A 24007-nucleotide genomic window follows, 5' to 3' on the forward strand; every position below is an offset into this window, starting at 1 on the left:
ACCTTGCTGACCTTGCTGATTTTGGTCTTTCTGGTCTTTGGAGTCAGAATCGCCTTGCTGTTGCTGTTGCTGTTGCTGTTGCTGTTGCTGTTGCTGTTGCTGTTGCTGTTGCTGTTGCTTCTGAGCCTGTTCGACAATCTCTAGGTTCTTCTTCGCATAAGCATGTTCAGGGTTGCTTTCAAGAATACGTTGATACTCTTGGATCGCTTGGTCGTACTTACCTTGTTGGGCTTGAGCGTTAGCAAGGTTGTAGCGAGCATCTTCACTAGAAAGCTCTTGCAGCGTCTGCTCTGCGGCTTCGAAATCACCGGCTTTGTATTGAGCAATGCCTTTCCACTCTTGTTGGGTGAACTGTTCAGCAGCTTGTTGGAAGTCCTCGTCCTGATACAGCTGATAGCCTACTTGATCATTGGTTTTCCACGGGTTCGCAAACGCAGTATTTGGTTGGCTAAAAGAGATAACTCCAGCTAAGGCACACCAAATAACCCCTTTCCTGAATAATCCAAGTGCCGGAAGTAATAGCAAAGGCAGTAACCAGAAACCGTTGTTCACTCTGGTGTTGAGTGAGTTCTTGGTCTTGGTTACTTCCGATGTTGTTGCAACGCGGTCGAGGTAGCTCGCGATGTGTTCAACATCTGAGTTATCAAATTGAACTTCAGTGAACGTGCCACCAGAGCTGCGTGTAAGCTCGCGCATGTTCTTCAAGTTGGTTCTTGCCACCACGGTTTGTCCTGAGTCGCTTTGCAGCATCGACCCCGTAGGTAACGAGATTGGCGCACCGTTTTCACTCCCTACAGCTAGAATCGACAATGTCCAATCGTTGCCAGAGAGTAGGGAGTCGATCTGCTTCTGCTCTTGGTCATCGATGTCATCAGCAATCAATACCAAATCACCTTGATAGATCTTCGCGCGAGTCATCATATCAATCGCAAGCTTAACGGCTGATGCGGCATCACCACCTTGATAAGGCATGATATCTGGCGATAGGTTAGGCACTAGGTTTTTGATGGTGTTGAAGTCTGACGTTAGCGGGCTAATGGTGTAAGCATCCCCAGCATACGCCACCATGCCTGTTAGCCCTTCTTTCCACAATGAAAGCAGATCCAGAGCCTTGTATCGCGCTTGAGTTAAGCGATTCGGCTTAATGTCGGTGGCATACATAGACATCGACATATCCATGATCACAACTCGTGCCTGCGTTTTTTCAAAGCTCGGCTGTTCGTTTTTCTCGAAGCTTGGTCCAGCTAATGCAATAACGCCGACCAGCCACCAAATTCCGAAGTAAGTACTGCGATTTTTCGATGGCTTACTCGATTCTGGTGCCAAGTATCGCGCGATGTGTGACGCGAGTAATCCTTGCTTAGATTGTGTCTTGCTCAGCCACCAAATAGCGGGCAGCACGACAAGCGCCAAGAACCAATATGGGTAGATAAAAGTAAAGTTAGACATTGTTTCTCCTAATGGCTAACAGCATAAATGCGAAGAACATTGCCGCCGACAGTGGCCATACAAACCACTCTTGTTGCGGTCGCCAGATCTTAGTGGCGTTCGTCACGGGCTCTAACTGGTTAATGGTGTCGTAAATCGTCGCTAACTCTTTGCTGTCACGCGCTCGGAAGTACTGACCGCCGGTGCGTTTGGCAATTTCTATTAGTGTACGTTCATCCAAGTCTTGAGCAGTATTGACTTTGCGCGTCATGAAGAACTCTTTGACCATCATCTCGCCTGCACCGACACCCACGGTGTAAATCGTTGCGTCGTATTTCTTTGCAATATCCGCCGCTTCTAATGGGTCTAATACCCCGGCGGTATTACTGCCGTCGCTGAGTAGAATCATTACACGTTGGGGCGCATCGCTATCGACAAAGGTTTTGGTGGCAAGACCAATACCATCACCAATCGCTGTTTGAGTACCAATCAGCTTTAACACCGCTTGATTGAGCTGTTGTGAAAGCGTATCTCTATCTAGCGTAAGCGGGGTCTGCAAGTAGGCGTGATCAGCAAATAACACCAGTCCAACTCGGTCACCTTTACGACGCTCAATAAAGTCACTCAATACGCGTTTCACCGCCGACAAGCGGTCGATGTATTCGCCATCGAACTGCATGTCTTCTTGGCTCATCGAGTAGGAGAGGTCGACAACCAACATCAAATCACGATGTTTCGGTTGAAACTCTACCGGTTCGCCATACCATACAGGGCGCGCGCTCGCCGTAACCAGCAGAAGCCAGATAATCACGGACAACGCCTTTGGTAAGCGACTGCTCGGTGTTTTGGTATTACTGTCTTCTGGCAGAAATGGAAGTCTTAGGACATGGCTTGATTCTGACTTTGGTGAGAACAAGTAAACGAGCAACGGCAGTGGCGCGATGAAGAACATCCACCACCAAACGAACTCGATGTTTAGCAAGTCCCCGCTTAGAAACATAGGGCTTAGAAAATCACTCATAAAGACCTCGCTTAGGAGGAAGGGCTTTACGAAGCCAAGTTTCGCAATCATTAACTAATTGTTGTTGAGCCTTTTTCTGTTCGTCGTTCATAAGGGCTACATCTTGATAGAGCGCTTGTTGCCACTGGGATTGTTTTGCTACAAATAACGGCTTCGCCAATTGCGCATCTAAGAACTTCAACCAATCATCACCAGACAAACCTGCAATTTTTTCACGAGGGAAATAGCTCAGTGCTGCTTGACGAACGATGTCTTGAGCTTTGCTCGGAGACAAGCCATCTTGGGACTGACTATTACTAAAGTAAGACAGCGCTTCTTGTTTCGCCTGTTGATTGTTTTTTCTACGTTTTAGAATGAAAAACACCAAGGCAATCAGGAAAATGGCTGTGATAATGACTGCCCACCAACCCCACGCCAAAGGCCACCAAGTCGGGGCGTCTGGCGCAATCACCGGACTTAAATCTAAGGGCTGTTTCATGACTGAGCTCCTGATATCTGGCTCATGAGTGACTGCGCACTCGACAGCGAGCTATAAGGTATCGCGAGAGATAACCCCATCTGTTGCAGCTGCTGTTTCTTAAGCGAAAAAGCATGGTTAAGCTTTTGCTTTTCTTTATTAGAAGAGAAATTAAACCATTGAGTTTTGCTGCCATCGGTGACCTGTTTAGAGCCTTTATAGGTGGTTTCACCTTGCTCTAGTGGGTCGTAGAAATGCACCAGACGTACTCTGTTGTGTCGGCGAATTTGACTGATAAGTGAGTAGTCACTTTCTTGGTAACGCACAAAGTCACTGAGCATAATAATATCGCTTCCTTTAGGGCAAAGCTGGTGCAGAGATTTCAGCCCATGCTCTAAGGTTGTGTCATTATGATTGTCGTGATGAGTCAGCGCTGCATTATTGATTTCTATGACTTTTTGCAAAATACGCAGTGGAGCATGGTTGCTTGCACTTGGCTTAATCTCAATGACCTCTTTGCCAGTATCGATCACCGCGCCAATTCGATCTTTTTGAGCCACAGTAAGCCAGCACAGTTGGCTAGCAAAGTGTGCAAGTTGAACCGATTTCAGCAACAAGGTTGAGCCGAAAATCATACTGCTTGATAGATCCAAGAATAAAATGACAGGCTGTTCTCGTTCTTCAGAGAAAAGTTTGGTATGCGCTTTGCCCGTTCTGGCTGTTACACGCCAATCAATGCTGCGAATGTCATCTCCCGCTTGATATTGACGAACTTCAGAGAAATTCATCCCGCGACCTTTACGGTTGCTCTCGTGTTGGCCGTTAAGCTGTGACCAAAGGCTCTTGGCGGGAGGCAACCAGCGAACAGACTGCGCTTTGTATTGCAGAAGTTCGTCCAGGTTTAACGTGACACCGTCACTATGGTTGGGTAGTTGATTATTCATGCGCGTATCCCTATGCGCTGCCAACCAATGAAATAAGGTGTGCGATCACTTGGTTTGCGGTGACACCTTCAGCTTGTGCGTGGTAGCTGCGCAGTAGACGGTGGCGTAACACAGGGAATGCCATCGCTTGAACGTCTTGTGGAGTGACGTAATCTCGTCCTGCAAGCCAAGCGTGAGCGCGGGCACAACGGTCTAACGCAATGGTTGCACGCGGGCTGACACCCATGTCTAACCATTGATCAAGTTGGTCACTGTATTGCTTAGGTTGGCGAGTCGCCATAACCAGTCTGATGATGTACTGCTCAATGGTGTCTGCCATGTGAGTGTTGAGCACTTCTTGGCGCGCTTCAAAGATCGTTTGCTGAGATATCTGTTGTGGCTGAGCTGATTCGTTACCTTGAGCCTCACCACGGTTGAGTCGTAAGATCTCAAGCTCGCTTTCCATATCTGGGTATTCAACCTCTAGGTGAAGCAAGAATCGGTCTAACTGAGCTTCCGGTAGCGGGTAAGTCCCTTCTTGTTCAATTGGGTTCTGTGTTGCCATTACCAAAAATAGCTCAGGCAGCGCATAGGTTTTTCGACCGGCAGTTACTTGTTTTTCTGCCATCGCTTCCAGCATTGCCGCTTGAACTTTCGCCGGAGCACGGTTGATCTCATCCGCTAGAATCAATGAGTTGAAAATCGGGCCTGATTGGAAAGTGAACTCCCCAGTCTCAGGGCGAAAAATGTCGGTACCCGTCAAATCAGCTGGCAACAGATCGGGAGTGAATTGAATACGGTGGAAGTCACCCTCAACACAGTCAGCCAATGATTTTACTGCGCGAGTTTTTGCTAAGCCGGGAGGTCCTTCAACGAGGATATGACCATCTGCTAAAAGGGCGATCATCAGTTGCTTAACGAGCTCTTTTTGACCAATGATTTGAGACTCTAGATAGTTTTGAAGGACTTCGAAATTTGTTTTGTGCATTTTGGACTCTCTGGGTATCCATTTGATTTTTATTTTGAGTATTGGTCACTGATTTCGAGGAAAAAGTTCCAGTACATTTGCGTAATTTATTTTTTCAAAATTGGAAATATTTACAAGTGGTTAGCTAAAAAAATCGTTAGGTTGTGATTATTACTATATCAATTGGTTTTTATATACAAAAGCTCGGCGGTGGGGAGTGGTTTGAGTTCGGTTGGGTCTCAGGGGGTGAGAACTAAAATTGACTCTCGACAATGCGGTATTTGCTTAGTTAATTCATGCTCAAGGTGAATATTTCTAATTGTTACATCATATTTGCAGTTTTTTGAGAAGAAAGTCTCTAGTTTTATTGGTTGTGGCCGATACATCACTCAGATTGTGCATTGCTTGTTGGAGTGCACTAAAAAAGTCCTGTTCAGGGTATACCAATAACGAGCGATTCTTTTTAAAGGTCCAAATATGTTTAAAACTAACTCTCTGAGTATCAAGCAAAAAGTTGTACTTGGAATTACCTTTGCGGTTCTTGCATCGACAGTGATTGTCGGCGCAATGGCACAACAACAAGCAAGAGATGTATTAAGTCATCGATTGATCGATATTGAACTTCCAGGAATGCTAGAGCGAATCAATGGTGAAATTGACCGAGAAGTCTCTCAGCTATTACTAGCGGCGGAGCAAATTGCTTCAAATGAATTTATTTCTGATGCTATCGAATCGACCGATCGCGATCCCGCACTAGAAAATAAACTGGTGAAACAGCTGAACAATGTTCGTAACCAGTATCAGTTGAACGATGCCTCAGTGGCGAACCGTCAAACTGCTTACTACTGGAACCAAAATGGCTTCCTACGTCAGTTAAACCAACAGCAAGATGGTTGGTTCTTTGGCTTTACGCAATCTGGACAGCCGACCATGGTGAGCATGTTCCAAGAAGCCAATGGCGAAGTGAAGATGTTTGCTAACTATCAACAACCTTCTGGTTTGGCGATGTCTGGTCTATCAAAGTCGATGGATGACATGGTTAACCTGCTGAACGGCTTTAAGATTGAAAATACCGGCTTCGTATTCTTAACCGATAGCCAAGGTGATGTTCAAATTCACCGTGAGCGTTCTCGCAGTGACTCTTCACTTCAACAACTTTACGGTCCTCAAGCAAGCCAACTACTGAACAAGTCGGGTTTTAACCTGATTACCACTGAAAGCCAAGGCCAAGAGCTGTTCGTGGCGAGCTTGTATGTGTCTTCAATGGACTGGTTTGTTATTGGTGTCGTTCCGACTGGTGAAGTGTTTGCAGAGTTAGATGCGACAGCGCAGAAGATGCTGATCATGACTGCGGTTGTGGCATTAGTGTTTATCCTAATGGGCGTAGTTCTGGCGAACAGCATTACTCAACCGATCAAGCTTTTGGCTAAGCGTTTCGGCGACTTAGGTGAAGGCGACGGTGACCTTGCACAGCGTATCGAAGTGAAAGGCAACGATGAAATTGCACAGCTTTCAAAAGGCTTCAACGGATTCATTGAAAAGATTCACGAGTCGATGAAAGAGGTGTGTTCGACAAGCCAAGCGCTTCAAGTGGCTGCAGAGAGTGTTTCGAATAAAGCTCACATCACCCACGACAACAGCCAAGAACAGCGCGACCAAACCCTTCAAGTCGTAGCTGCCATTAACCAAATGGGTATGACCATCAGTGAGATTGCATCGAACGCGGCAACCGCAGCAGAAACGGCAACTCAAGCTTCAGGCAATACGGAAGTAGGTCGCTCTGTGGTGAACAAAGCAAAAGACGCGATCAGCCGTTTGGCGCAAGATATTGAAAGCACAGGTCAGGTAGTAGAGCAACTGGCTTCTACAACTCAAGACATCGGTTCTATTCTGGGTGTTATTCGTGATATTTCAGAGCAAACTAACTTACTCGCATTGAACGCTGCAATTGAAGCCGCCCGTGCTGGTGAGCAAGGTCGTGGTTTTGCGGTTGTAGCGGATGAAGTACGTAACCTAGCAAGCCGTACCGCAGATTCAACGGAAGAGATTCAAAAGATGATCAACCAACTGCAAAGCGATGCTAAAGATGCGGTAACGGCAATGAGTGCGGGTAAGGTGATTACCCTTGAAGGTGTATCGGCTTCGGATGAAGCGGTAGACGTGCTGAGTGGCATTTCAGACCGTATCGTTGATATCACAGACCGTAACACTCAAGTGGCAACGGCAACGGAAGAGCAATCAACCGTAGTTCACACCATCAACCAGAACATTGAAGAGATTAACGCAATCAACGAAGTGACAACGGGCACGGCTGAGCAACTTGCTGAAGCGAGCCAAGAGCTTCGTGATCTATCGTCTCGTCTAGATAAGATGGTTGGTTCATTTAAGCTTTAATTCTTTCAAGCTGTAACATGACTTAGAAAGGGATATAGACGAAGAGCTGGGGTCATTTCATCGTGAATCCGGCTCTTTTTATTAGTGCGCTAATTTGCCTCTAACTGCCTTTAGCTTGATCTGGTTTCGGGCTTTGCTTTTAATCACCCTAGCATCATAGGGCGTAAATGAGTAAAATCTCGTTAGGTTTAATATTTAGGTAAGTATCATGAGCGAATTTGAAAAAGAACTAGAGCAGATGACTCAAGAGATGGGCGATGAGCCTGAGGTGAAACTGCCATCACTTGAAGAGCAAAAAGCAATTGTTGCTGAGTTCAAGCGACTAGAGGCGGAAGGCAAACTGACTCCTGAAGTGTTAGAGAAGCATTTTGGCCAGTTCAACAAACAGAATGATACGCCAATTCACTAAGTTGATTTAGACAGGTTTCATGTCTGAAAGAAGTGATATTAGCGGTTGGGTTCATAGCCTAACTAACAGATAAAGGTCTAGCGCTTGCTAGACCTTTTTTATTGCCGCTAGCGAAAGACCGAGTGGCTGACTCATGAACTATTCAATGTAAGTGAAACTCGTATCCAACACATAAAAATATCCAGCACATAAAAAAATCCCCCTTACTGAGTAAGAGGGATTCGATATGGGCAAGTTATATCCTAAAAGGCTAAGCGATTAGTCTGTGCCGTATTCTTTGTACAAACGACGACATGCGCGGCCATCGCTGTGGAACAGGTGACAACGGTGCGCTGGAATACCAATCGCCAACTTGTCACCTGATTCGATTTTCAACGTGTCTGGCTGGCGATAGATAACATCAGCATCGGCACTTTCAAGGTTTAGGTAAACCTGAGTTTCGTTACCTAGTTTCTCTACCATCATCACGTCAGCTTCAATCGTCGCGTCACCTGATTCAGCAGACATCAAGTGTTCAGGGCGAATACCCAGAGACATACGATCGCCAGCATTGACAGTCGTACCATCAACAGGGATCCAGAAAGTCATGCCATTAGAAAGTTGTACCAATACGCGTTCTGCTTCAGCTTGTTCAATGTGTACCGACATGAAGTTCATCTTCGGTGAGCCAATAAAGCCAGCAACGAAACGGTTTTGAGGGTAGTGGTAAAGGTCAAGCGGCTTACCGACTTGAGATACATAACCACCATCCAGAACAACGATCTTATCCGCCATTGTCATCGCTTCCACTTGGTCGTGGGTAACGTAGATCATGGTACAACCCAGTTGACGCTGTAGCTTGGTGATTTGCGAACGCATTTGAACACGTAGCGCGGCATCTAGGTTTGATAAAGGCTCATCAAGTAGGAATACGTTTGGTTGAGAAACCAGAGTACGACCAATCGCAACACGTTGACGTTGACCACCAGAAAGCGCTTTAGGTTGGCGCTCAAGAAGGTGACCAAGCTGAAGGATTTCTGCAGCATGTTCAACGCGTTTGTCGATCTCAGCTTTATTTGCGTTTGCTAGCTTAAGACCGAAAGACATGTTGTCGTATAGGTTAAGGTGAGGGTAAAGCGCGTACGATTGGAATACCATACCTACGCCACGCTTTGACGGTTCAACGTCATTCATGCGTTGGTCGCCAATGTACAAATCACCAGACGTAATGTCTTCTAGACCTGCGATACAACGTAATAGCGTCGATTTACCACAACCTGATGGTCCAACGAATACTACGAATTCACCTTCGTTGATGTCTAAGGTTACGTCCTTAGAAATCTGTACATCACCATATGATTTATAAACGTTTTTTAACGTGACACTCGCCATCTAGCTTGTCCTCGATCGATCAAATTTTAAGTTTTACTGCTTATCATTATAAGAAATTTTTGGGTCAGCAGTAACTGTAGGAATTGGTAAGTATTGAGTGAGTAAGAAAAAAGTGGGTGAGACTTGGCTTCTTTAACCAAGCCCACCCGTCATAGCCAAACTGATGCCCATTTCCCCCACATCCAGCTAAACCTCCCCCGTGATTCAATCACAGATTTAGCTCGATGCTAATATAAGACACCAGCGGGCAGTGAAGCCAACTAAATGAATAATGCGTCAACGCATAACACTTGCCGGTAAAGGGTTCTTACTATCCACTCTTGGATGAATGCAGTTTCGGTGAATTGGCGTAAGGGTACATCCTCCTAATGGAAAATTAACTAGGGGGAGTAGGAGGGGAGGAGTAGATAAATGGGGTTATTAATAATTGGCGATCCAGTTCAAATAAATCCACCACGTAACGGTGATGTTGATCACGATGAGTATACGTTTTGTGATTGCAGTCTCTAATCTGACCGGATGGCGATCACGAATTTAAGCCATAATAGCTAGGGCGTAGTGGCTAGGATGATGAGCTAGGGTCTGTTTTCTCAGATCATAACCTCCGAAAACTGGCTCGTCTTGGTAGATGTGCCCTACGTATAAATATAAAAAGGATATTCACATGAAAAACGCTCTAAGCGCTGTAGCTCTAGGTACAATAGTTGCTCTGGGTTCTTTTAGTGCAAATGCTGCTATCGAAGAAGGACAACTAACAATCTGGGTAGGTGGTGACAAAGCTTATGAAGGCATGGCTGAAGTAGGTAAACGCTTCGAAGAAGATACTGGTGTTAAAGTAACCGTCGCTTTCCCTGACAAGCTAGAAGAGAAATTCCCTCAAGTAGCAGCAGCTGGCGATGGCCCAGACATGATCTTCTACGCACATGACCGTTTTGGCGGCTATGCAGAAGCGGGACTTCTTGTTGATATCAAACCTTCTAAAGAAACTAAAGAAGGTATCGTAGACTTCGCATGGGACGCTGTTTCATACGAAGGTAAAACAATCGCATACCCTGTTGCTGTTGAGTCAGTTTCGCTAATTTATAACAAAGCGCTTGTTCCTAACCCACCTAAGTCTTGGGAAGAAATCCCAGCACTTGATGCTGAACTTAAAAAAGACGGCAAGAAAGCGATCATGTGGCCTTTACGTGGCGGCGCTTACTTCACATGGCCTCTACTTGCAGCTGACGGCGGTTACGCATTCAAACAGACTGCAGAAGGTTACGACATTAAAGATGCGGGCGTAGCGACTGATGGTGTTCAGAAGTCTCTAGGTTTCATCGAGAAGATGGTACAAGACAAGGTTATCTCTGCAGACATGGATTACTCAGTTGCTGAGTCTGAATTTGTTGCGGGTAACGTTGCAATGACAATCAACGGCCCTTGGGGTTGGGAAAATATCAAGAAAGCTGGCGTAGATTACGGCGTAACAACACTACCTAAGTTCAACGGTAAAGCGTCTAAACCTTTCGTTGGTGTATGGGCAGGTGGTATCAGCACTGCGTCTCCAAACCGCGACCTAGCTGTTGAGTTCATGGAAAACTACCTACTAACAGATGAAGGTATGAAGAGCCTGAACGACGACAAGCCACTAGGCGCTGTTGCTCTTAACTCTTTCCAACGTCAACTAGACAGCGATACTCGTATTGCAGCAACAATGGACAACGCGATGAACGGTGAAATCATGCCTAACATCCCTCAGTTCACAACATTCTGGTACAGCATGGAAGAAGCGATCGGCAACGTAGTTGACGGCCGTCAATCAGTAGACCAAGCACTAAAAGCTGCTGAAGGTCGTATGGTTAAGTAACACCCAGGCACTACCTTTTAAGGAGAGGGTAACCTCTCCTTACTTTTCTATTTTTTTATCTATATCGCTAGCAGGTTCCTCTATGCAGTCAGTTCAAGGTACAGATGCTATCCCAGCACCATCAAGCCTTCCAGGCAGTAAAAGCGTCTTCATTAAATGGGGGTTGCTTGGTAGCGTTGGCTTAATAAACGGCTACGCTACAATTCTAATGTATTCTCGCGGTGAGCTCGCTTTTGCGCTGCTTACAGTGATCTTAACGGCTTTGGCACTTTACATTTTTGGTAGTAAAAAAACTTACGCCCACCGTTATATTTACCCAGGTATTGCCGGAATGATCTTGTTCATTCTTTTCCCATTGGCATACACCGTAGGGCTTGCGTTTACTAACTACAGCGCGAAAAACCAACTTTCTCTAGAGCGTACTCAAACCGTTCTTTTAGACCGTTCTTTCCAAAGCGGTGAGAGCTACCCATTTACTTTGTACAAGACAGATGACGGTCACCAGATCGTTGTAAAAGATGGCGATCAACTGTTAGCGACTGACGTATTTTCTCTAGACAATATGACAGAAACAGAGATGGACCTATCTGTTATTGAGTCTGCGCAAGGTGAAAAAGAGAAGATCAAAGCGATCATTCAAAACCGAGCAGCAATCAGTGGTGTTGATTTCAATCTACCTGACGGTGGTGACATCCGCATGAGTGGCTTACGTAAGTTTGCTTCTGTTGCTCCGCTTTACACGCTACAAGACGATGAAGAAACGTTAATCAACAATGAAACGGGTGAAGTTCTCAAGCCAAATATGGATGTGGGTTTCTACCAGCCTGTTGATGCAAATGGTGAGTTTACGGGTAATACCATCTCTCCAGGTTTCGTGGTTAGCATTGGTACGCATAACTTTGAGCGTGTATGGAAAGATGACGGCATTAAAGAACCGTTTATCAGCATCTTTATTTGGACGGTTATCTTCTCGGTATGTACCGTAGCGTTCACGCTAGTTATCGGCCTTGTATTGGCTAACATCGTGCAATGGGAAGAGTTGAAAGGTCGTTCTATTTATCGTGTTCTACTGATTCTGCCTTACGCCGTACCCGCGTTTATCTCGATTCTTATCTTTAAGGGTCTATTCAACCAAAGCTTTGGTGAGATCAACATGGTGCTCGAGAATATCTTCGGCTTAAGCCCGAACTGGTTCTCAGACCCTATCTTAGCGAAAACCATGGTGTTGATGGTTAACACATGGCTAGGTTTCCCTTACATGATGATTCTATGTATGGGTCTGCTTAAAGCGATTCCTGATGATTTATACGAAGCGTCAGCAATCGATGGTGCGAACTTCCTTGATAACTTCAAGCGCATTACGTTCCCATTGATGATTAAACCGCTTACACCGCTATTGATTGCAGCGTTTGCCTTTAACTTCAACAACTTCGTAATGATTCAACTATTGACGAACGGTGGCCCGAACATGATTGGTACTTCTGAGCCAGCGGGTTACACAGACTTGCTTGTAAGCTACACGTACCGAATTGCATTCGAAGGCGGCGGCGGTCAAGACTTCGGTCTAGCAAGTGCTATCGCAACGCTTATCTTCCTATTGGTTGGTGCACTAGCGTTACTAAACCTTCGTTTCACTAAACTGTCTCAAGATTAAGGAGCACGACAATGGCTATGGTACAAGGTAAAGGCCTTAAATACCGAGTGTGGGCAACGCATGCAGTGTTGTGGTGCTTCTTGGCAATGATTATCTTCCCACTACTGATGATCATCGCGATCTCGTTCCGTGAAGGTAACTTCGCAACCGGTAGTTTGATTCCAGATAACCCATCATTGGAACACTGGAAGTTAGCATTGGGTATGTCAGTAACGAACGCAGATGGCTCGGTAACGTCACCTCCGTTCCCTGTGCTAACTTGGTTATGGAACTCAGTGAAGGTTGCAGGTATCACATCGATTCTGATTGTGACACTGTCTACGACATCGGCTTACGCGTTTGCTCGTATGCGCTTTAAAGGTAAGAACACAATCCTGAAAGCGATGATGATTTTCCAAATGTTCCCAGCAGTATTGGCTCTAGTAGCAATCTACGCGCTGTTTGACAAACTTGGTCAATACATTCCGTTCTTAGGCTTGAACACACACGGTGGTCTAATCTTCTCTTACCTAGGTGGTATTGCACTGCACGTATGGACGATTAAGGGTTACTTTGAGACGATTGATAACTCTCTGGAAGAGGCAGCAGCCCTTGATGGTGCAACGCCTTGGCAAGCATTCAGACTGGTTCTACTACCGCTGTCTGTGCCAATCCTAGCGGTTGTGTTTATCTTATCTTTCATCGCGACAGTGGGTGAGGTGCCAGTAGCGTCTATCCTACTTACAGATGTGAACTCTTACACGCTAGCAGTAGGTATGCAGCAGTACCTATACCCTCAGAACTACCTATGGGGTGACTTTGCGGCAGCGGCTGTACTATCAGCACTTCCGATTACTATCGTGTTCTTACTTGCTCAACGTTGGTTAGTTGGTGGTTTGACGGCAGGTGGTGTAAAAGGATAAGCTGTACTCTATAAGAAAGAAAAAGAGCGACCGTTAGGTCGCTCTATATTGGCATTTTTATTACATCATTTGGTTTGGCCGCCGATCAGTAATAAAAATAACCCTCAGGTTACGCATAGCTGGCTACTAATCAGGTTCCTTACGCTATTAATGATTAGTGGTTTTTGTAACTCTAACCCAGGTATTTACTTGGGTTTTTTTATGCCTGCTACTTTTTGTTTTTTGTGTCAGCGTTACTCGTTAACTATCGCGCTCATATCTACTTTAAAACCCAAAGTTTCGAGTTACTTCTCTCCTAAATACCGACCACTTCATTTTGGTTACTTGTAGAAATGAACTAGTCTCACAAATCAGACACTCAGTATAAGTGGCTGTTGTACTATTGATATGTTGTGAATATTCCAATGCGTGATACTTCAATGATTTGTATGCAACAAAACCTGAAATTGCACTGAAAATGTATGGGTAAGCGAGAGGTAGTTACAGAATATTCAAGTGACATTCATGAGGGTTATGGAGGTAGGTTTATTTATGCTTCTGGTTTTTGGTGGGACTTAGAAGTTAGAACTCTTTACTAGAAGGAGCACAACCTAAGTGTTGCAATAGCACATAGATGCTTTCTTGATCGAGTGCCACGCGACGAAATAGATCGGCAAATGTCGGATCTCCACCGAAACACGTTTGGATATAGTGGTTGATTTCATTGCTGTCGTAGCCTTCGACGTACAAAGTTCTAACCCATTGGTACTCAACAGCCTTTAAATTGTTCAGTGTAGACTCGCTAAGAGTGGGGCGTATGACGCTCAAGAGTGGCTCCAAGAAATTCAAATGCATCTATTATGATTGGCGGTATTTAATCAGAGCAAAATGACGACTTTATTACAGTCAAAATAAATCAGTGAACAAGTGCCGATTCATTTCAACCTTTGGCTGGGTATCACGCTCTTATCGTCTGTATTGGGTGTGCAGCGGATTTGGCTGTGTAAAGCACGAAGGTATCAAATAGATCAATGCCAAGCAGGCGCTTGGCATTGTAATAAGGTTTTGTAGGGGGAGGGCAGCTGGTGGACCTTACTTAAGGTACTTCACGTGAGCTTCCATCTCTTCACCAATCTGTTTTCGCATGTTCATTAGGCGAATAGCTGAATCTCGTAATTCGATGTCTTCTGGCGTCTCTGGTATCCACTCTGGCACTTTAGTCGGATTACCATTCTCATCGACAGCGACCATAATAACGATACAGTGAGTTGTTAGGCGGTTATTGAGCTCTTTAGGGTCGCTTGCTTGCACGTCGATAGCGATATGCATTGAAGATGAACCTGTGTAAATGACCTTTGCACTTACTTCCACAAGGTTGCCTACATGAATTGGGGCAACGAATCGAATTCCGCCTGCATAGGCTGTTATACAGTATTTACCGCTCCAACCTGCGGAACAAGCGTAGGCTGCTAAATCGATCCACTTCATTGCTGCACCACCATGAACTTTACCACCAAAGTTCACATCCCCGGGTTCAGCTAAAAAACGCAGAGTAACGTCTCGTTTACCATCTTGTCGGCTATTGCTACTGCTCATCTATCTTCCTTCATTATTATTTTGCTGCGTAACATGCTTGTTACTTGCTAGTAACAATATACTTAAGATGACATAAGTTAAAGCGGATAATCTCATGGTTAAGACTATTTTTTTCAAACAGATGATCAGTTGATGAATATTGGTGCTTAAAGGCGTATCAGGCGAATGGCAAACATGGATGAAGTGATATCAAGCAAGAGAATAGAAATACTGATTAAGTCACTAGATAGGTCGATTGCAAAAAAAACACCTAGCGTAATGCTAGGTGTTTCTAAGCCGTGTGGTACTCATGTCGGTACTTTTTTGTGTTAGCCAACCAACCGCTGTTGATTTGGTTTAGTTAAAGTGGCTGTATCTCAGGTACCACTAAAGTGGTAGTGATTATTGTTTTCTTATCAGCTCACTTTTACTGTTTTAAAAAGTATAGATCCTTCGCGTAGATATTTCCTTTCGGATTATTGTTTGGGAAGCCTTTTAGTGTATTTCGCACTAATCGTGTGTGATTGTAATGATATAAAGGTATAACTGCTGAAGAATAGTTGAGTAACGACTCATCGTGCTGATATAAAGTAAAGCGTTTAGACTAATCTTCCGTTTTACTCGCTTGCTGTAAGGGCTCATCATAGTATGGATTACAGTAGCCACTCTCATTTGCTGTGTGAAACGTGAGTTTGAATTTTTACCCTAATGTGAGCGTTGGGTAATGCGTTTAGCTTTGTTGAGGGAGAGGAGCCTCAAGCCTTGGTTTTCTTCTGATTTGAGCAAGGATGACACCTGAAATCACCATCACACCACCAATGATGTGGAACTGGTTAATCTCTTCGCCAAGCCATGTCGCGGCTAATACGATCGCAACAACCGGAAGCAAGTTCATGAACATCGCGCTTGAGTCAGCACCAATGGTGTCAATCGCTTTCACCCACATCCAAGGCGCTAAAATTGAAGCGGCAACCGCGGCGTAAGCTATCAATGGGATCGCTTGTTGCGGTGGTAAAAGCTGTTCGCTGGTAAGCCAAAGTGGCGTAAGCATCGCGACAGCAAACAGACCCTGAATGTAAATCACCACCCAGCTACTGATGGGCATTTTCCAGCGTTTCAATAGCACACAGTAAGAAGCATAAACAAAAGCCGCAATTAACATATAGCCATCGCCTTGAGTCAATTCTTGATGCATGAAGAATAAAGGATCGCCTTTACCTAACATCAGAGCTAAGCCTGACAGTGACAACACACCGCCAACAATACTTAAACTAGAAATGGACTTGTGCAACAAAGGAACGCTTAGAAATACACTGATCAACGGGACTAGAGACGTGATCAATGCCATGTTGGAAGCGGTTGTGGTTAAGCCGGCGTAGTAACCTAGAGATTGGTTCAACACCATGCCCAAAAAGCCGAGGAACGCTAATTTCGATAGGTTTGGCTTAATGACAGCCCACTGCTTCGTCACCGGGCGAATACAGAAAGGCGTGAGAATTAACATCGCAAAAAACCAGCGGTAAAAACTCATCGCGCTAGGTTCTATGGTGCTTGCAGCAAGCTTGTTGACGATTGCATTGGCGCCCCAGATACAGACTGTAAAAAATGGTAAGAGATAATGCATGTGAATTCCGTGGCGAATGAGTTGATGCGGCTAGTTTGACAGGTCGTTATACTTACAAGTATCTTTAGAAAGACATCAGGCGCGATAGGAAGACAAGTTTGAAAAAACACTCCAGAAACCTTCATCCATCCTTATCAATTGATAAGGCACCATCTAACGTATTTATGAATTTTGAAGCGTTTCTTTCGAACACTGAAACCCGAGTTCATAGCCACTCATGGGGACAGGTTCAATTGATCAGTGGCGGTATATTAGAGATGGAAGCGGAAAGCACCCGATTTCTGGCGCCACCACATTTGGCGATTTGGGTACCGGCCGGGGTGATGCATTGCAGCTATAACCGTAAGCCTTTGGACTACTGCTCGCTAAATATCGCCCCGGAGCTAACGCAAAATCTGCCAGATAAAACCAGTCTTATAAAGATCACGCCGATTGTGTCTTCTATTATCGATGACTTTCGCGAACGTGGAATCAATGTTGCGGAAAAAGAACAAGATCAAAGGCTCGTTCAGGTACTGCTTGACCAACTTGCGCAGCGTGAGGTTGAACACCACTTCTTGCCTTCAACCGATAATAAGTACCTAGCACCAATATTGGCTTCTGTTGAAGAAAACCCAACCGATGAAGTGACGCTGAAAGATTGGGCTGAACGTGTCCACACCACGGAAAGAACCCTTTCTCGCCACTGCCAGACGGAGCTCGGAATGAGCTTTACAGAGTGGCGATTGCGTGTCCGCTATCTGTACTCGATGGACTTGTTAAGAAACGGCCAATCGGTCAAAGAGGTCGCTCTTACATTGGGTTATAACCAAGCAAGCCCATTTATCACCATGTTCAAACGTTACGCGAACCAAACGCCAGAGCAGTATAAGAACCGTTTGTTGTAGCTAGCTCGTGTTCCCAAAAGAACGGATGTTTTCACTAGTTAGTGAGTAGATAGACCATAAGTAAATAGATACACCATAAGTGAATACGTGCAGTAGGAGATTATGGAATCGCACCCAACAGCCCATATATTTCGCTCTGTTGTTCGGTGACATCCTCATAGTATTGATTCAATAGAGCACTGATGCTGCCGACCTTGAACAGTATGTGCGTTTCTCCATCGACCTCGAACCAATTGAACGTTCCATGCTGGTTATACGTGGTCATTGTTTTGTTTATCTTCATGAGATATACATCAGCAGCGCAAGACATGCAGACGTACATAAGCCAAAGAAAGAAAAGAAAAACCACGAGCCTAATACTGTTTTTTCTTTTCCTACCTCTTCATTACTTTGCTGCCAACCAAGTTCACGAACCTGAGCCTTGGTAAGGTTTAAGTCTAGTCTTTCTATGTATCTGTTGAGTTCGTCATTGTGTACTGAGCTAATCATGTTCTATCTCCCCTAAGCATTTGATTGGTATTTTAGGGGAGCTCAGTGTTTGGTTAAATTAGATATTTTGTAACAAGCGTTTAGATAAATAGAACATGATGAATGGCAAAAAGCCTCCGTGGTAGAGGCTTTGGTTAAAAGTGGTTTAGTTGATGGTTATCGCGATGTATTTGTTGTCAGATTCCACCTTTATTAATACACGACTTAATACCCAGTCAACTCCATATAGCCAGATCCGGAATGAGAACCTTTAATCATGATTGGCCCCTCCCAATAAGGAACCGACAGCGGCATTTTTGCTTCTGGATTGAGCGCCGAGACTTTTAGTTCTATTTTTTGAGTCGGAATAGAAATTTGCCATTCTGTCGGGTAATCGCGTCCTTCAATTTCTGTTTGATTAATAGCAGTTAAGCTGATGTCTTGCTGCTTAATCGTGATGCCGGAGCCATCTTGATTCATCAACCTTGCATGGGAATAATTGGCTTTGCCTGTTGTTGAGTTTCGAAGTTGAAATACCACCAAGCTGGTTTCATCACTCAGCCTCAGCGCAAACCAATCCCAACCTTGTTGTGAGTCGAGTAAAAACTGAGAGCTCCACTCTCTGTCTATCCAACCTTTACCAGACACCTGATGCGTGATGCCATCAATGGTTACTTCGCCCGATACATCGATGAATGGTTGGCTGTAGTAGTAGGAAGCCACTTTGCCATCGCTACTTTTAGTGCTGTAGCCTTGTTCGCCTTGCTTTTGATATGGCGCGTTGTTGGTTAACTTAAGCGAATATCCAAATTGATCCGAGTTGGCGACCAATGTAGCTGGGAACAGGTCATCGTTCGTCGACGTCCATTGCCAATCATCGAGATAAACACGAAACGGCGAATCGCTAACACCCGCAATTTCAGCTTGATCGCGAGACCACTTTTCATCGGCGTAGTGCTTATCTTTAGTAGTGACGGCGCTGTGTGCCATGTAAATTTGTTGACTTTGCCACGCGGTTTTCTTATTACCATTGCCACTGTCCTGTGGTGCAGAGGCGAAGCGGAATTGTGTCCATTGCACGCCTAACGCATTGCCTTCTTCATCAATCAAGTTTGCGGTTAAATACCACCATTCATGACGAAAATTAGGGTGTGCTTGATGGTCGGCAGGGAAGGTGATGTCGATACCTTTTACTACCGGGGTGAATTGCTCAGTCTCTTTTTGTACTTCATTCTCGGTTTGTGCTCCAGTACCGAGTATCGAACCCATATTTTGAGCTGATGGTTGTGTGGACTCCTCGCATCCTAAAAAGAATAAGGGGGTAAGCGTGAGAACAAAAACGCTTATTGCTCGATTCATCACAACACCTCGCTTTGCAAACTGGATACCACGGGTTTACTGACCAAACGCCACAGTGGAATCAAGGTCGCAATCACCGCCACTAAAATGGTGATGGCTGCGATGCTGAGTGCATCACTCCAATTCCACATATAATTTAAACTCCAACCAAAGGCGCGCAGGGTAACGATGTCCGTCAACACATAACCGACCATAGCGCCGAGTGGTAAAGCGATAACCAGAGTGAAGGCGACCAGAACTACGATTTGCCCGACCACCATCGCCATCAATTTTCGCTGACTAACACCGAGCGCGTACAACCTTGCAATAGCGGCTTTGCGTGCATCGAGCAACATGAAACAGGCGCAGAACAACCCTATCACCGCCACCATTAAAGTGACGCTATTAAGCGCCCGAGTGATGGCAAAGGTTTGTGAGAAGATATCTAAAGCGATCGATTTGATCTGTGCTTGATCGTAAAGCTGACTTGGGTGCAGATTGAGTTGCTGGCGTAGCTGTTCGTACACCACTTGTGGGTCGCCAGAAACTTTGATTCCCAAGCTGGTGGGTAAGTCAGTAAATCCACTTTCGAGCCATAAATTAGGTGCAAGCAACACTTCGCCATTCGGTGAGCCGTAATCGTGGAAAATCGCCCCGACGATGAGTGTTTTGTCTTGGATCGCGTCGAGCTTGAGTTGGCTTCCAACGGGCAAGCCGAGCTTCACCGCCGTAGGTTCGCTGATTGCCACGAACTCACCTTGGTAAAAGCGAGTCCAGAAATCATCAAGGTGGGATTGGAATACCATGGTTTGCTCAAGTGTGTCTTTGTCTTTGGTGCCGAGCAAAGTCGGTAAGCCCTGCAAGTTATCGTCTACATAATATTGCTTATAAACGGTTTCAACATTTTCAAACTGCTCTAACGCACGTTCCACATTCGCGATTTCACCTTGGGCAGGGCTAACGTAAATGTCTGCGTGTAATCGCTGTTCTAGCCATTGTTTCAAGGTGGATTCAAAGCTGCCGACTAAGGTATTCATTCCCATGTTAGCGGTGACGGCGAGAAGCAACGCCATCATGGCAAGGGAGAGAGGGGAGATAAGTTCACGCAGCTCAGCGAACAGATATTGTATCAACCCCGATTGGGTACGTTTTTCGCTCCAGTTCGCTAGCACGCTGAGTGTTTTGGGCAAATACAAAGGAGTCGACACCACTAACACTCCGAGCCATGCCATGGTGAAGCGATGATGTTCGCTCAGCCATAACCCTGCTAACGCGAGAATAGTTAATACTGACCCGATAACAAACAGCTGATTTTCGTTAGACGTTTCCGGCGCTTGATAGAAACCGCCATGGGAAGAGAGGGGTTGTCGCACTCGCTGTTTAAAGTGCTGCCAACACGCGACAAGCGTTGCGGCCAGCGTGAGTAGCAGTGCCTGCACTAACCATTGCCACTGCCATGTGCCGGGAAGCAGTGTTGCACCATAAAGTTGCTCAAGCGTTATTGCGACGGTGGGATGTAGCCAATGGCTGAGTTGAATGCCGAGAATGAAACCAAGCGACGCGCCCAGTGTGACTAAAACAGTCAGCTCGACTAACAGAGCTGAAAATACGATGCTTGGCGCAATCCCAGCTTGTTGAATTTGTACCAACAGCCGATTACGTTTCAGCAAACTGTACTTCACACCGTTGTAAGCGATGAACAGGCCAACTAAAAACGCCAACAAACTCATGGCGGTGAGATTGAGGTGAAAGCTATCGGTAATTGAACCGAGATCCGTGCTTTGGTTATTGGATATCCATTGCCCTTGCTCGCCAATAAGGCTTTGCCATTTATCCTGAGCATTGCTGTTAGTGTCGCTCTTAGTGTCAAAAATAGCGATATAGCTCAGTTGCCCTTGCTTGTTAAGCAGTTGCTGAGCGAATCCAATGTCCATCAACATTCGGCTACCCAGTTGCCATTCATCTGGCAGCACCACAACCTTGGTGAGTACTTCATCCAAAGTGAGCGTGTCCACTTCGTCCAAACTCTGGTGCTGAGATTGGCTCATCATCACAATGGGTTCACCCGCTAAGAGTTGCGGCAAAGGTAAGGCATTGTCTAACAGGGAAATGTTTGGCTCTTTGGCTTGAGTATTGCTTTTTTCGTCGATGCGAGCGTGGCGAGATCTTGAAGTGAGGGCGGCGATTAGCTCACTGCCTTGTACCGACCAACGACGACCTTGCTCGTCTCTCACTCGTCCTTCAATCACGGGTAGTGCTGCGCTTAATCCATTCTGTCTTAGCTTGAAGTAGAGCGATTCTGGTAAATAGTTTTGCCCTGCTGGTGGAATGATCAGGTTCTGCGCTTGGGCGCTAAGTTGTTCGGTCGATTCTGCATAACTGCGCTTGGCATTGAGGTTGATGGCTTGCACTGCGACAAACAAGGTGACCGCTAGCACAATGCCGATCAGAATCGCTGCGGCTTGCAATGGTGATTGACGATAGTGCGCCGCGAATAGATTCAGAGTCAGTTTGGTATGGGTGAGCTGGTTCTGAGCAAAGCCAGTTTGCTTCATTGAATGACTCACAACGTTGCTGCTCTTGGGGTTAGATCTACGTTCCTTAAACAACCATCGTCTAACACCAATTTTGTCTGCATAAAGCTGGCGCATTCTGGGCTGTGCGTAACCAAAAGCACGGCAGTGTTGCCTTGTGTAGTGATTTCACTCAGCAGCTTCATTACCTCAATGCCTGCTTTTTGGTCGAGGTTGCCTGTGGGTTCGTCGGCAAGCAGTAGCTTAGGTTTATGGGCTAGCGCGCGCGCAATAGCGACTCGTTGTTGCTGACCGCCAGAGAGTGCAGATACGTGTCTTTCGAGTAGCTCACTGATGCCCAATGCATCAACTAAATAATCGCACCAGTCGCTCCATTTTTGTTGATTTAAATGGAGCGGGAAGGCGATGTTTTGTTTTACGTTGAGTGGGGTTAGTAAGTTGAACTGTTGAAAGATCACGCCTAGTTTTTGATGGCGGAATCGGCTCCACTGTGGATCTCTCCAATCTGATGTGTTCTCGTTATCGAGCCACAACTCGCCACCAGTTAGAGGTTCAAAGCCCGCGATTAGGTTGAGTAAAGTACTCTTTCCACTGCCACTCGCCCCTGTTAAAGCCACGCTTGCGCTTGTCGCCAAAGCGAAGTCGACATTTTCCAGCACGTGATGGGTATCGTTGCCATCAACAAAGCTTTTGCTGGCATGTGTAAGTGTGACAATTGGGCTTTCCATTTCCTTTCCTTATAACCAAAACCTACCATCAAAAGGTGTCGTTACTTGTGGCAATTACTGAAGCGAAAAGCTCTATAAAACTGTAGACAACAATTTGAAAAAGAAAGCGATTTATATCGAATAATTAATAACTTGTACTGCGAAAAGAGAGAAATAGATCAGTGTGAGGAGGAATACAGGTGTTTGTGGGAGCTTAGAGTCACCTCAGAGGCTTTCGAATTTATCGTCAGACGGTTCGTGACCACGTTTAAGTGCAATAAATCATGGTTTAACGTGTTAAAGGTTTTCTTTATGAAAGTGTGTTGGGGGAGGGGGATAGTGCTGTTTCTCTAACTTGTTAATGCCCCCAAGTTTCTTAGAGTATTAATTCTCTTGTTTTTACCCACTTTAGTTAGCCAAGTTCAACTAATCATTGTTTCATGTTTACTTGGTGGATTCTTATTACTGTCTCTGTGCAGACATTTCGTGTCCTCCCCTCTCCTGAGTTATACGCTTTGGTCTAAATAGGCAAGTATTCGCAATATCATTCAATCTATGTAAGTGGTGATTACAAGCTGTTCTAACAATTATAATTCCTTATTAATGAATGACTGTTTTTATAAGTTTCGGGCATTTGTGTTTAATAGTCCACAATATCAGTCACAAATCGGTCAATAACGGGCTTGATGGCGATTTCGTCACAGTTTTGCCATTTTTTCATTGGTAAATTAATAATCAAGCAAGCGGGAGACCATTATGAGAAGCCTACAAATTGTTGAACTAATAAATGATCAAAGAAGTGCAACCGTCGAAGAAATAGCAGAAGCCTTTAATGTTTCTGTGGAAACCATTCGTCGAGATTTAAAAAAGCTTGATGAATCGGGCGCACTTAAAAGAGTTCATGGTGGGGCTATTAGTGTTCAAGAAATTGATGAAGGTCTTTCTTTTCATGCGCGTTCTAAGGACTATATAGAAGAAAAGGAATTACTGGTAAGCAAAGCGTTAGATTATATTAAAGAAGAAATGGTAATAGGTTTAGACGCAAGTTCATCAAGTTGGTGTCTCGCTCGAGAGATTCCAAATATCAGTTGCACTATTATTACCAATTCTCTTCAGAATGTTATTGCCCTTGAAGGTAAAAGTAATATTAATGTAATTTGTACTGGTGGCAGTTATTCCGATAAGTACAGTAGTTTCTATGGTCCACTAGCAGTGGAGACACTGGCTAATATGTCTTTAGACGTCTGCTTCTTTTCCTGCGTTGGGTTTGATTATGACTCAGGAGTTTGGGATTCAAATGAATATAACTATCAAATAAAAAGAAGTTTTATCGATATATCTGATCAAGTTATTCTAATTGCCGATAAATCTAAATACAAAAAAAGAAGTCTTCTTAAAATATGTGATAACGAATCGGTAGATGTAGTAATAACTGATTTGTAATAACGTGAAAAAATAAACTTTAAAATAAAAATAAATAATTTAATTAATAAATAAGGATATCTTATGAATGATACTCT

21 protein-coding genes and 1 pseudogene are annotated in these 24007 nt (G+C 44.9%); 7 read left to right on the forward strand and 15 right to left on the reverse strand.

Going from position 1 to position 24007, the window contains the following annotated elements; genetic code table 11:
* The 5 genes from AB4323_RS00735 to AB4323_RS00755 all read right to left on the reverse strand — a co-directional run.
* On the reverse strand, window positions 1-1449 hold a 1449-nt coding region (locus tag AB4323_RS00735), incomplete at its 3' end, for a VWA domain-containing protein (protein ID WP_372151395.1).
* A complete protein-coding gene (locus AB4323_RS00740) occupies window positions 1442-2449 on the reverse strand; it encodes a VWA domain-containing protein (protein WP_372151397.1) in 1008 nt (335 codons plus the stop codon). The genes AB4323_RS00735 and AB4323_RS00740, both read right to left, overlap by 8 nt.
* Window positions 2442-2927, reverse strand: a complete 486-nt coding sequence (locus AB4323_RS00745; protein WP_065583800.1) for a DUF4381 domain-containing protein — start codon at window positions 2925-2927, stop codon at window positions 2442-2444. The genes AB4323_RS00740 and AB4323_RS00745 overlap by 8 nt, the downstream gene beginning before the upstream one ends.
* Window positions 2924-3850, reverse strand: a complete 927-nt coding sequence (locus AB4323_RS00750) for a DUF58 domain-containing protein (protein WP_017065688.1) — start codon at window positions 3848-3850, stop codon at window positions 2924-2926. Before AB4323_RS00750 ends, AB4323_RS00745 begins: the two co-directional genes overlap by 4 nt.
* Window positions 3851-3860: 10 nt before the next feature.
* Window positions 3861-4817: a MoxR family ATPase gene (locus AB4323_RS00755; RefSeq protein ID WP_017060045.1), complete on the reverse strand. Its 957-nt coding sequence runs from the start codon at window positions 4815-4817 to the stop codon at window positions 3861-3863.
* A gap of 456 nt (window positions 4818-5273) precedes the next feature.
* On the opposite strand from AB4323_RS00755, the gene AB4323_RS00760 reads away from it, so the two are divergent.
* Both AB4323_RS00760 and AB4323_RS00765 read left to right on the forward strand, forming a co-directional pair.
* Entirely contained in the window at window positions 5274-7190 is a 1917-nt protein-coding gene (locus tag AB4323_RS00760; protein ID WP_017067914.1) for a methyl-accepting chemotaxis protein, read from the forward strand.
* A gap of 208 nt (window positions 7191-7398) precedes the next feature.
* Complete coding sequence (locus AB4323_RS00765; RefSeq protein WP_372135754.1) at window positions 7399-7599, forward strand: restriction endonuclease subunit S; 201 nt, start codon at window positions 7399-7401, stop codon at window positions 7597-7599.
* A 258-nt stretch (window positions 7600-7857) separates the two neighbouring features.
* Here the strand turns inward: AB4323_RS00765 and malK are convergent, their stop codons facing one another.
* Window positions 7858-8970: a maltose/maltodextrin ABC transporter ATP-binding protein MalK gene (malK, locus tag AB4323_RS00770; RefSeq protein WP_017060047.1), complete on the reverse strand. Its 1113-nt coding sequence runs from the start codon at window positions 8968-8970 to the stop codon at window positions 7858-7860.
* A 664-nt stretch (window positions 8971-9634) separates the two neighbouring features.
* Between malK and malE the strand changes: the two genes are divergently transcribed.
* The 3 genes from malE to malG all read left to right on the forward strand — a co-directional run bounded on the left by malE (window position 9635) and on the right by malG (window position 13375).
* Window positions 9635-10819: a maltose/maltodextrin ABC transporter substrate-binding protein MalE gene (gene malE, locus AB4323_RS00775; protein WP_372151399.1), complete on the forward strand. Its 1185-nt coding sequence runs from the start codon at window positions 9635-9637 to the stop codon at window positions 10817-10819.
* A gap of 82 nt (window positions 10820-10901) precedes the next feature.
* Entirely contained in the window at window positions 10902-12473 is a 1572-nt protein-coding gene (malF, locus tag AB4323_RS00780) for a maltose ABC transporter permease MalF (protein ID WP_017060049.1), read from the forward strand.
* Between the two features lie 11 nt (window positions 12474-12484).
* Window positions 12485-13375 carry a maltose ABC transporter permease MalG gene (malG, locus tag AB4323_RS00785; protein WP_017060050.1) on the forward strand — a complete coding sequence of 297 codons (891 nt, stop codon included), beginning with the start codon at window positions 12485-12487 and terminating at the stop codon, window positions 13373-13375.
* 561 nt (window positions 13376-13936) lie between these two features.
* Here malG and AB4323_RS00790 read toward each other — a convergent pair.
* From AB4323_RS00790 to AB4323_RS00805, 4 genes and pseudogenes are all read right to left on the reverse strand, one after another.
* Window positions 13937-14209, reverse strand: a complete 273-nt coding sequence (locus AB4323_RS00790) for a hypothetical protein (RefSeq protein WP_019822928.1) — start codon at window positions 14207-14209, stop codon at window positions 13937-13939.
* A 237-nt stretch (window positions 14210-14446) separates the two neighbouring features.
* Entirely contained in the window at window positions 14447-14950 is a 504-nt protein-coding gene (locus AB4323_RS00795; protein ID WP_019822926.1) for an acyl-CoA thioesterase, read from the reverse strand.
* A gap of 406 nt (window positions 14951-15356) precedes the next feature.
* Window positions 15357-15611, reverse strand: a pseudogene (locus AB4323_RS00800) (peptide ABC transporter substrate-binding protein); the annotation flags it as partial.
* A 48-nt stretch (window positions 15612-15659) separates the two neighbouring features.
* Window positions 15660-16553, reverse strand: a complete 894-nt coding sequence (locus AB4323_RS00805; protein ID WP_372151401.1) for a DMT family transporter — start codon at window positions 16551-16553, stop codon at window positions 15660-15662.
* A 98-nt stretch (window positions 16554-16651) separates the two neighbouring features.
* On the opposite strand from AB4323_RS00805, the gene AB4323_RS00810 reads away from it, so the two are divergent.
* Window positions 16652-17440: a helix-turn-helix domain-containing protein gene (locus AB4323_RS00810; protein ID WP_108192248.1), complete on the forward strand. Its 789-nt coding sequence runs from the start codon at window positions 16652-16654 to the stop codon at window positions 17438-17440.
* Between the two features lie 100 nt (window positions 17441-17540).
* Here AB4323_RS00810 and AB4323_RS00815 read toward each other — a convergent pair whose 3' ends face one another.
* The 5 genes from AB4323_RS00815 to AB4323_RS00835 all read right to left on the reverse strand — a co-directional run bounded on the left by AB4323_RS00815 (window position 17541) and on the right by AB4323_RS00835 (window position 22508).
* Window positions 17541-17723, reverse strand: a complete 183-nt coding sequence (locus AB4323_RS00815) for a hypothetical protein (protein WP_372151403.1) — start codon at window positions 17721-17723, stop codon at window positions 17541-17543.
* On the reverse strand, window positions 17720-17929 hold the full coding sequence (locus AB4323_RS00820) for a hypothetical protein (RefSeq protein ID WP_017090299.1): 210 nt from the start codon (window positions 17927-17929) through the stop codon (window positions 17720-17722). The genes AB4323_RS00815 and AB4323_RS00820 overlap by 4 nt, the downstream gene beginning before the upstream one ends.
* 204 nt (window positions 17930-18133) lie before the next feature.
* Window positions 18134-19267 (reverse strand): lipocalin-like domain-containing protein, encoded by a 1134-nt coding sequence (locus AB4323_RS00825; protein WP_372151405.1) that lies wholly within the window; start codon window positions 19265-19267, stop codon window positions 18134-18136.
* Window positions 19267-21801: an FtsX-like permease family protein gene (locus AB4323_RS00830; protein ID WP_372151411.1), complete on the reverse strand. Its 2535-nt coding sequence runs from the start codon at window positions 21799-21801 to the stop codon at window positions 19267-19269. Before AB4323_RS00830 ends, AB4323_RS00825 begins: the two co-directional genes overlap by 1 nt.
* Before the next feature lie 8 nt (window positions 21802-21809).
* The gene (locus tag AB4323_RS00835) at window positions 21810-22508 is read right to left on the reverse strand and encodes an ABC transporter ATP-binding protein (protein ID WP_372151407.1); all 699 of its coding nucleotides are present in this window, start codon (window positions 22506-22508) and stop codon (window positions 21810-21812) included.
* A 735-nt stretch (window positions 22509-23243) separates the two neighbouring features.
* Here AB4323_RS00835 and AB4323_RS00840 point away from each other — a divergent pair.
* Entirely contained in the window at window positions 23244-23930 is a 687-nt protein-coding gene (locus tag AB4323_RS00840; protein WP_102332710.1) for a DeoR/GlpR family DNA-binding transcription regulator, read from the forward strand.
* Window positions 23931-24007: the final 77 nt, after the last annotated feature.

It is taken from the genome of Vibrio sp. 10N.261.52.C11, from assembly GCF_041471405.1.
In the GTDB taxonomy this organism is placed as follows: Bacteria; Pseudomonadota; Gammaproteobacteria; order Enterobacterales; family Vibrionaceae; genus Vibrio; species Vibrio crassostreae_C.

Coding starts and splice junctions, on each gene's coding strand:
- AB4323_RS00740 (WP_372151397.1), bottom strand. CDS start 2,449: ATGAGTGATTTTCTAAGCCCTATGTTTCTAAGCGGGGACTTGCTAAAC.
- AB4323_RS00745 (WP_065583800.1), bottom strand. CDS start 2,927: ATGAAACAGCCCTTAGATTTAAGTCCGGTGATTGCGCCAGACGCCCCG.
- AB4323_RS00750 (WP_017065688.1), bottom strand. CDS start 3,850: ATGAATAATCAACTACCCAACCATAGTGACGGTGTCACGTTAAACCTG.
- AB4323_RS00755 (WP_017060045.1), bottom strand. CDS start 4,817: ATGCACAAAACAAATTTCGAAGTCCTTCAAAACTATCTAGAGTCTCAA.
- AB4323_RS00760 (WP_017067914.1), top strand. CDS start 5,274: ATGTTTAAAACTAACTCTCTGAGTATCAAGCAAAAAGTTGTACTTGGA.
- AB4323_RS00765 (WP_372135754.1), top strand. CDS start 7,399: ATGAGCGAATTTGAAAAAGAACTAGAGCAGATGACTCAAGAGATGGGC.
- malK (WP_017060047.1), bottom strand. CDS start 8,970: ATGGCGAGTGTCACGTTAAAAAACGTTTATAAATCATATGGTGATGTA.
- malE (WP_372151399.1), top strand. CDS start 9,635: ATGAAAAACGCTCTAAGCGCTGTAGCTCTAGGTACAATAGTTGCTCTG.
- malF (WP_017060049.1), top strand. CDS start 10,902: ATGCAGTCAGTTCAAGGTACAGATGCTATCCCAGCACCATCAAGCCTT.
- malG (WP_017060050.1), top strand. CDS start 12,485: ATGGCTATGGTACAAGGTAAAGGCCTTAAATACCGAGTGTGGGCAACG.
- AB4323_RS00790 (WP_019822928.1), bottom strand. CDS start 14,209: ATGCATTTGAATTTCTTGGAGCCACTCTTGAGCGTCATACGCCCCACT.
- AB4323_RS00795 (WP_019822926.1), bottom strand. CDS start 14,950: ATGAGCAGTAGCAATAGCCGACAAGATGGTAAACGAGACGTTACTCTG.
- AB4323_RS00805 (WP_372151401.1), bottom strand. CDS start 16,553: ATGCATTATCTCTTACCATTTTTTACAGTCTGTATCTGGGGCGCCAAT.
- AB4323_RS00815 (WP_372151403.1), bottom strand. CDS start 17,723: ATGAAGATAAACAAAACAATGACCACGTATAACCAGCATGGAACGTTC.
- AB4323_RS00820 (WP_017090299.1), bottom strand. CDS start 17,929: ATGATTAGCTCAGTACACAATGACGAACTCAACAGATACATAGAAAGA.
- AB4323_RS00825 (WP_372151405.1), bottom strand. CDS start 19,267: ATGAATCGAGCAATAAGCGTTTTTGTTCTCACGCTTACCCCCTTATTC.
- AB4323_RS00830 (WP_372151411.1), bottom strand. CDS start 21,801: ATGAAGCAAACTGGCTTTGCTCAGAACCAGCTCACCCATACCAAACTG.
- AB4323_RS00835 (WP_372151407.1), bottom strand. CDS start 22,508: ATGGAAAGCCCAATTGTCACACTTACACATGCCAGCAAAAGCTTTGTT.
- AB4323_RS00840 (WP_102332710.1), top strand. CDS start 23,244: ATGAGAAGCCTACAAATTGTTGAACTAATAAATGATCAAAGAAGTGCA.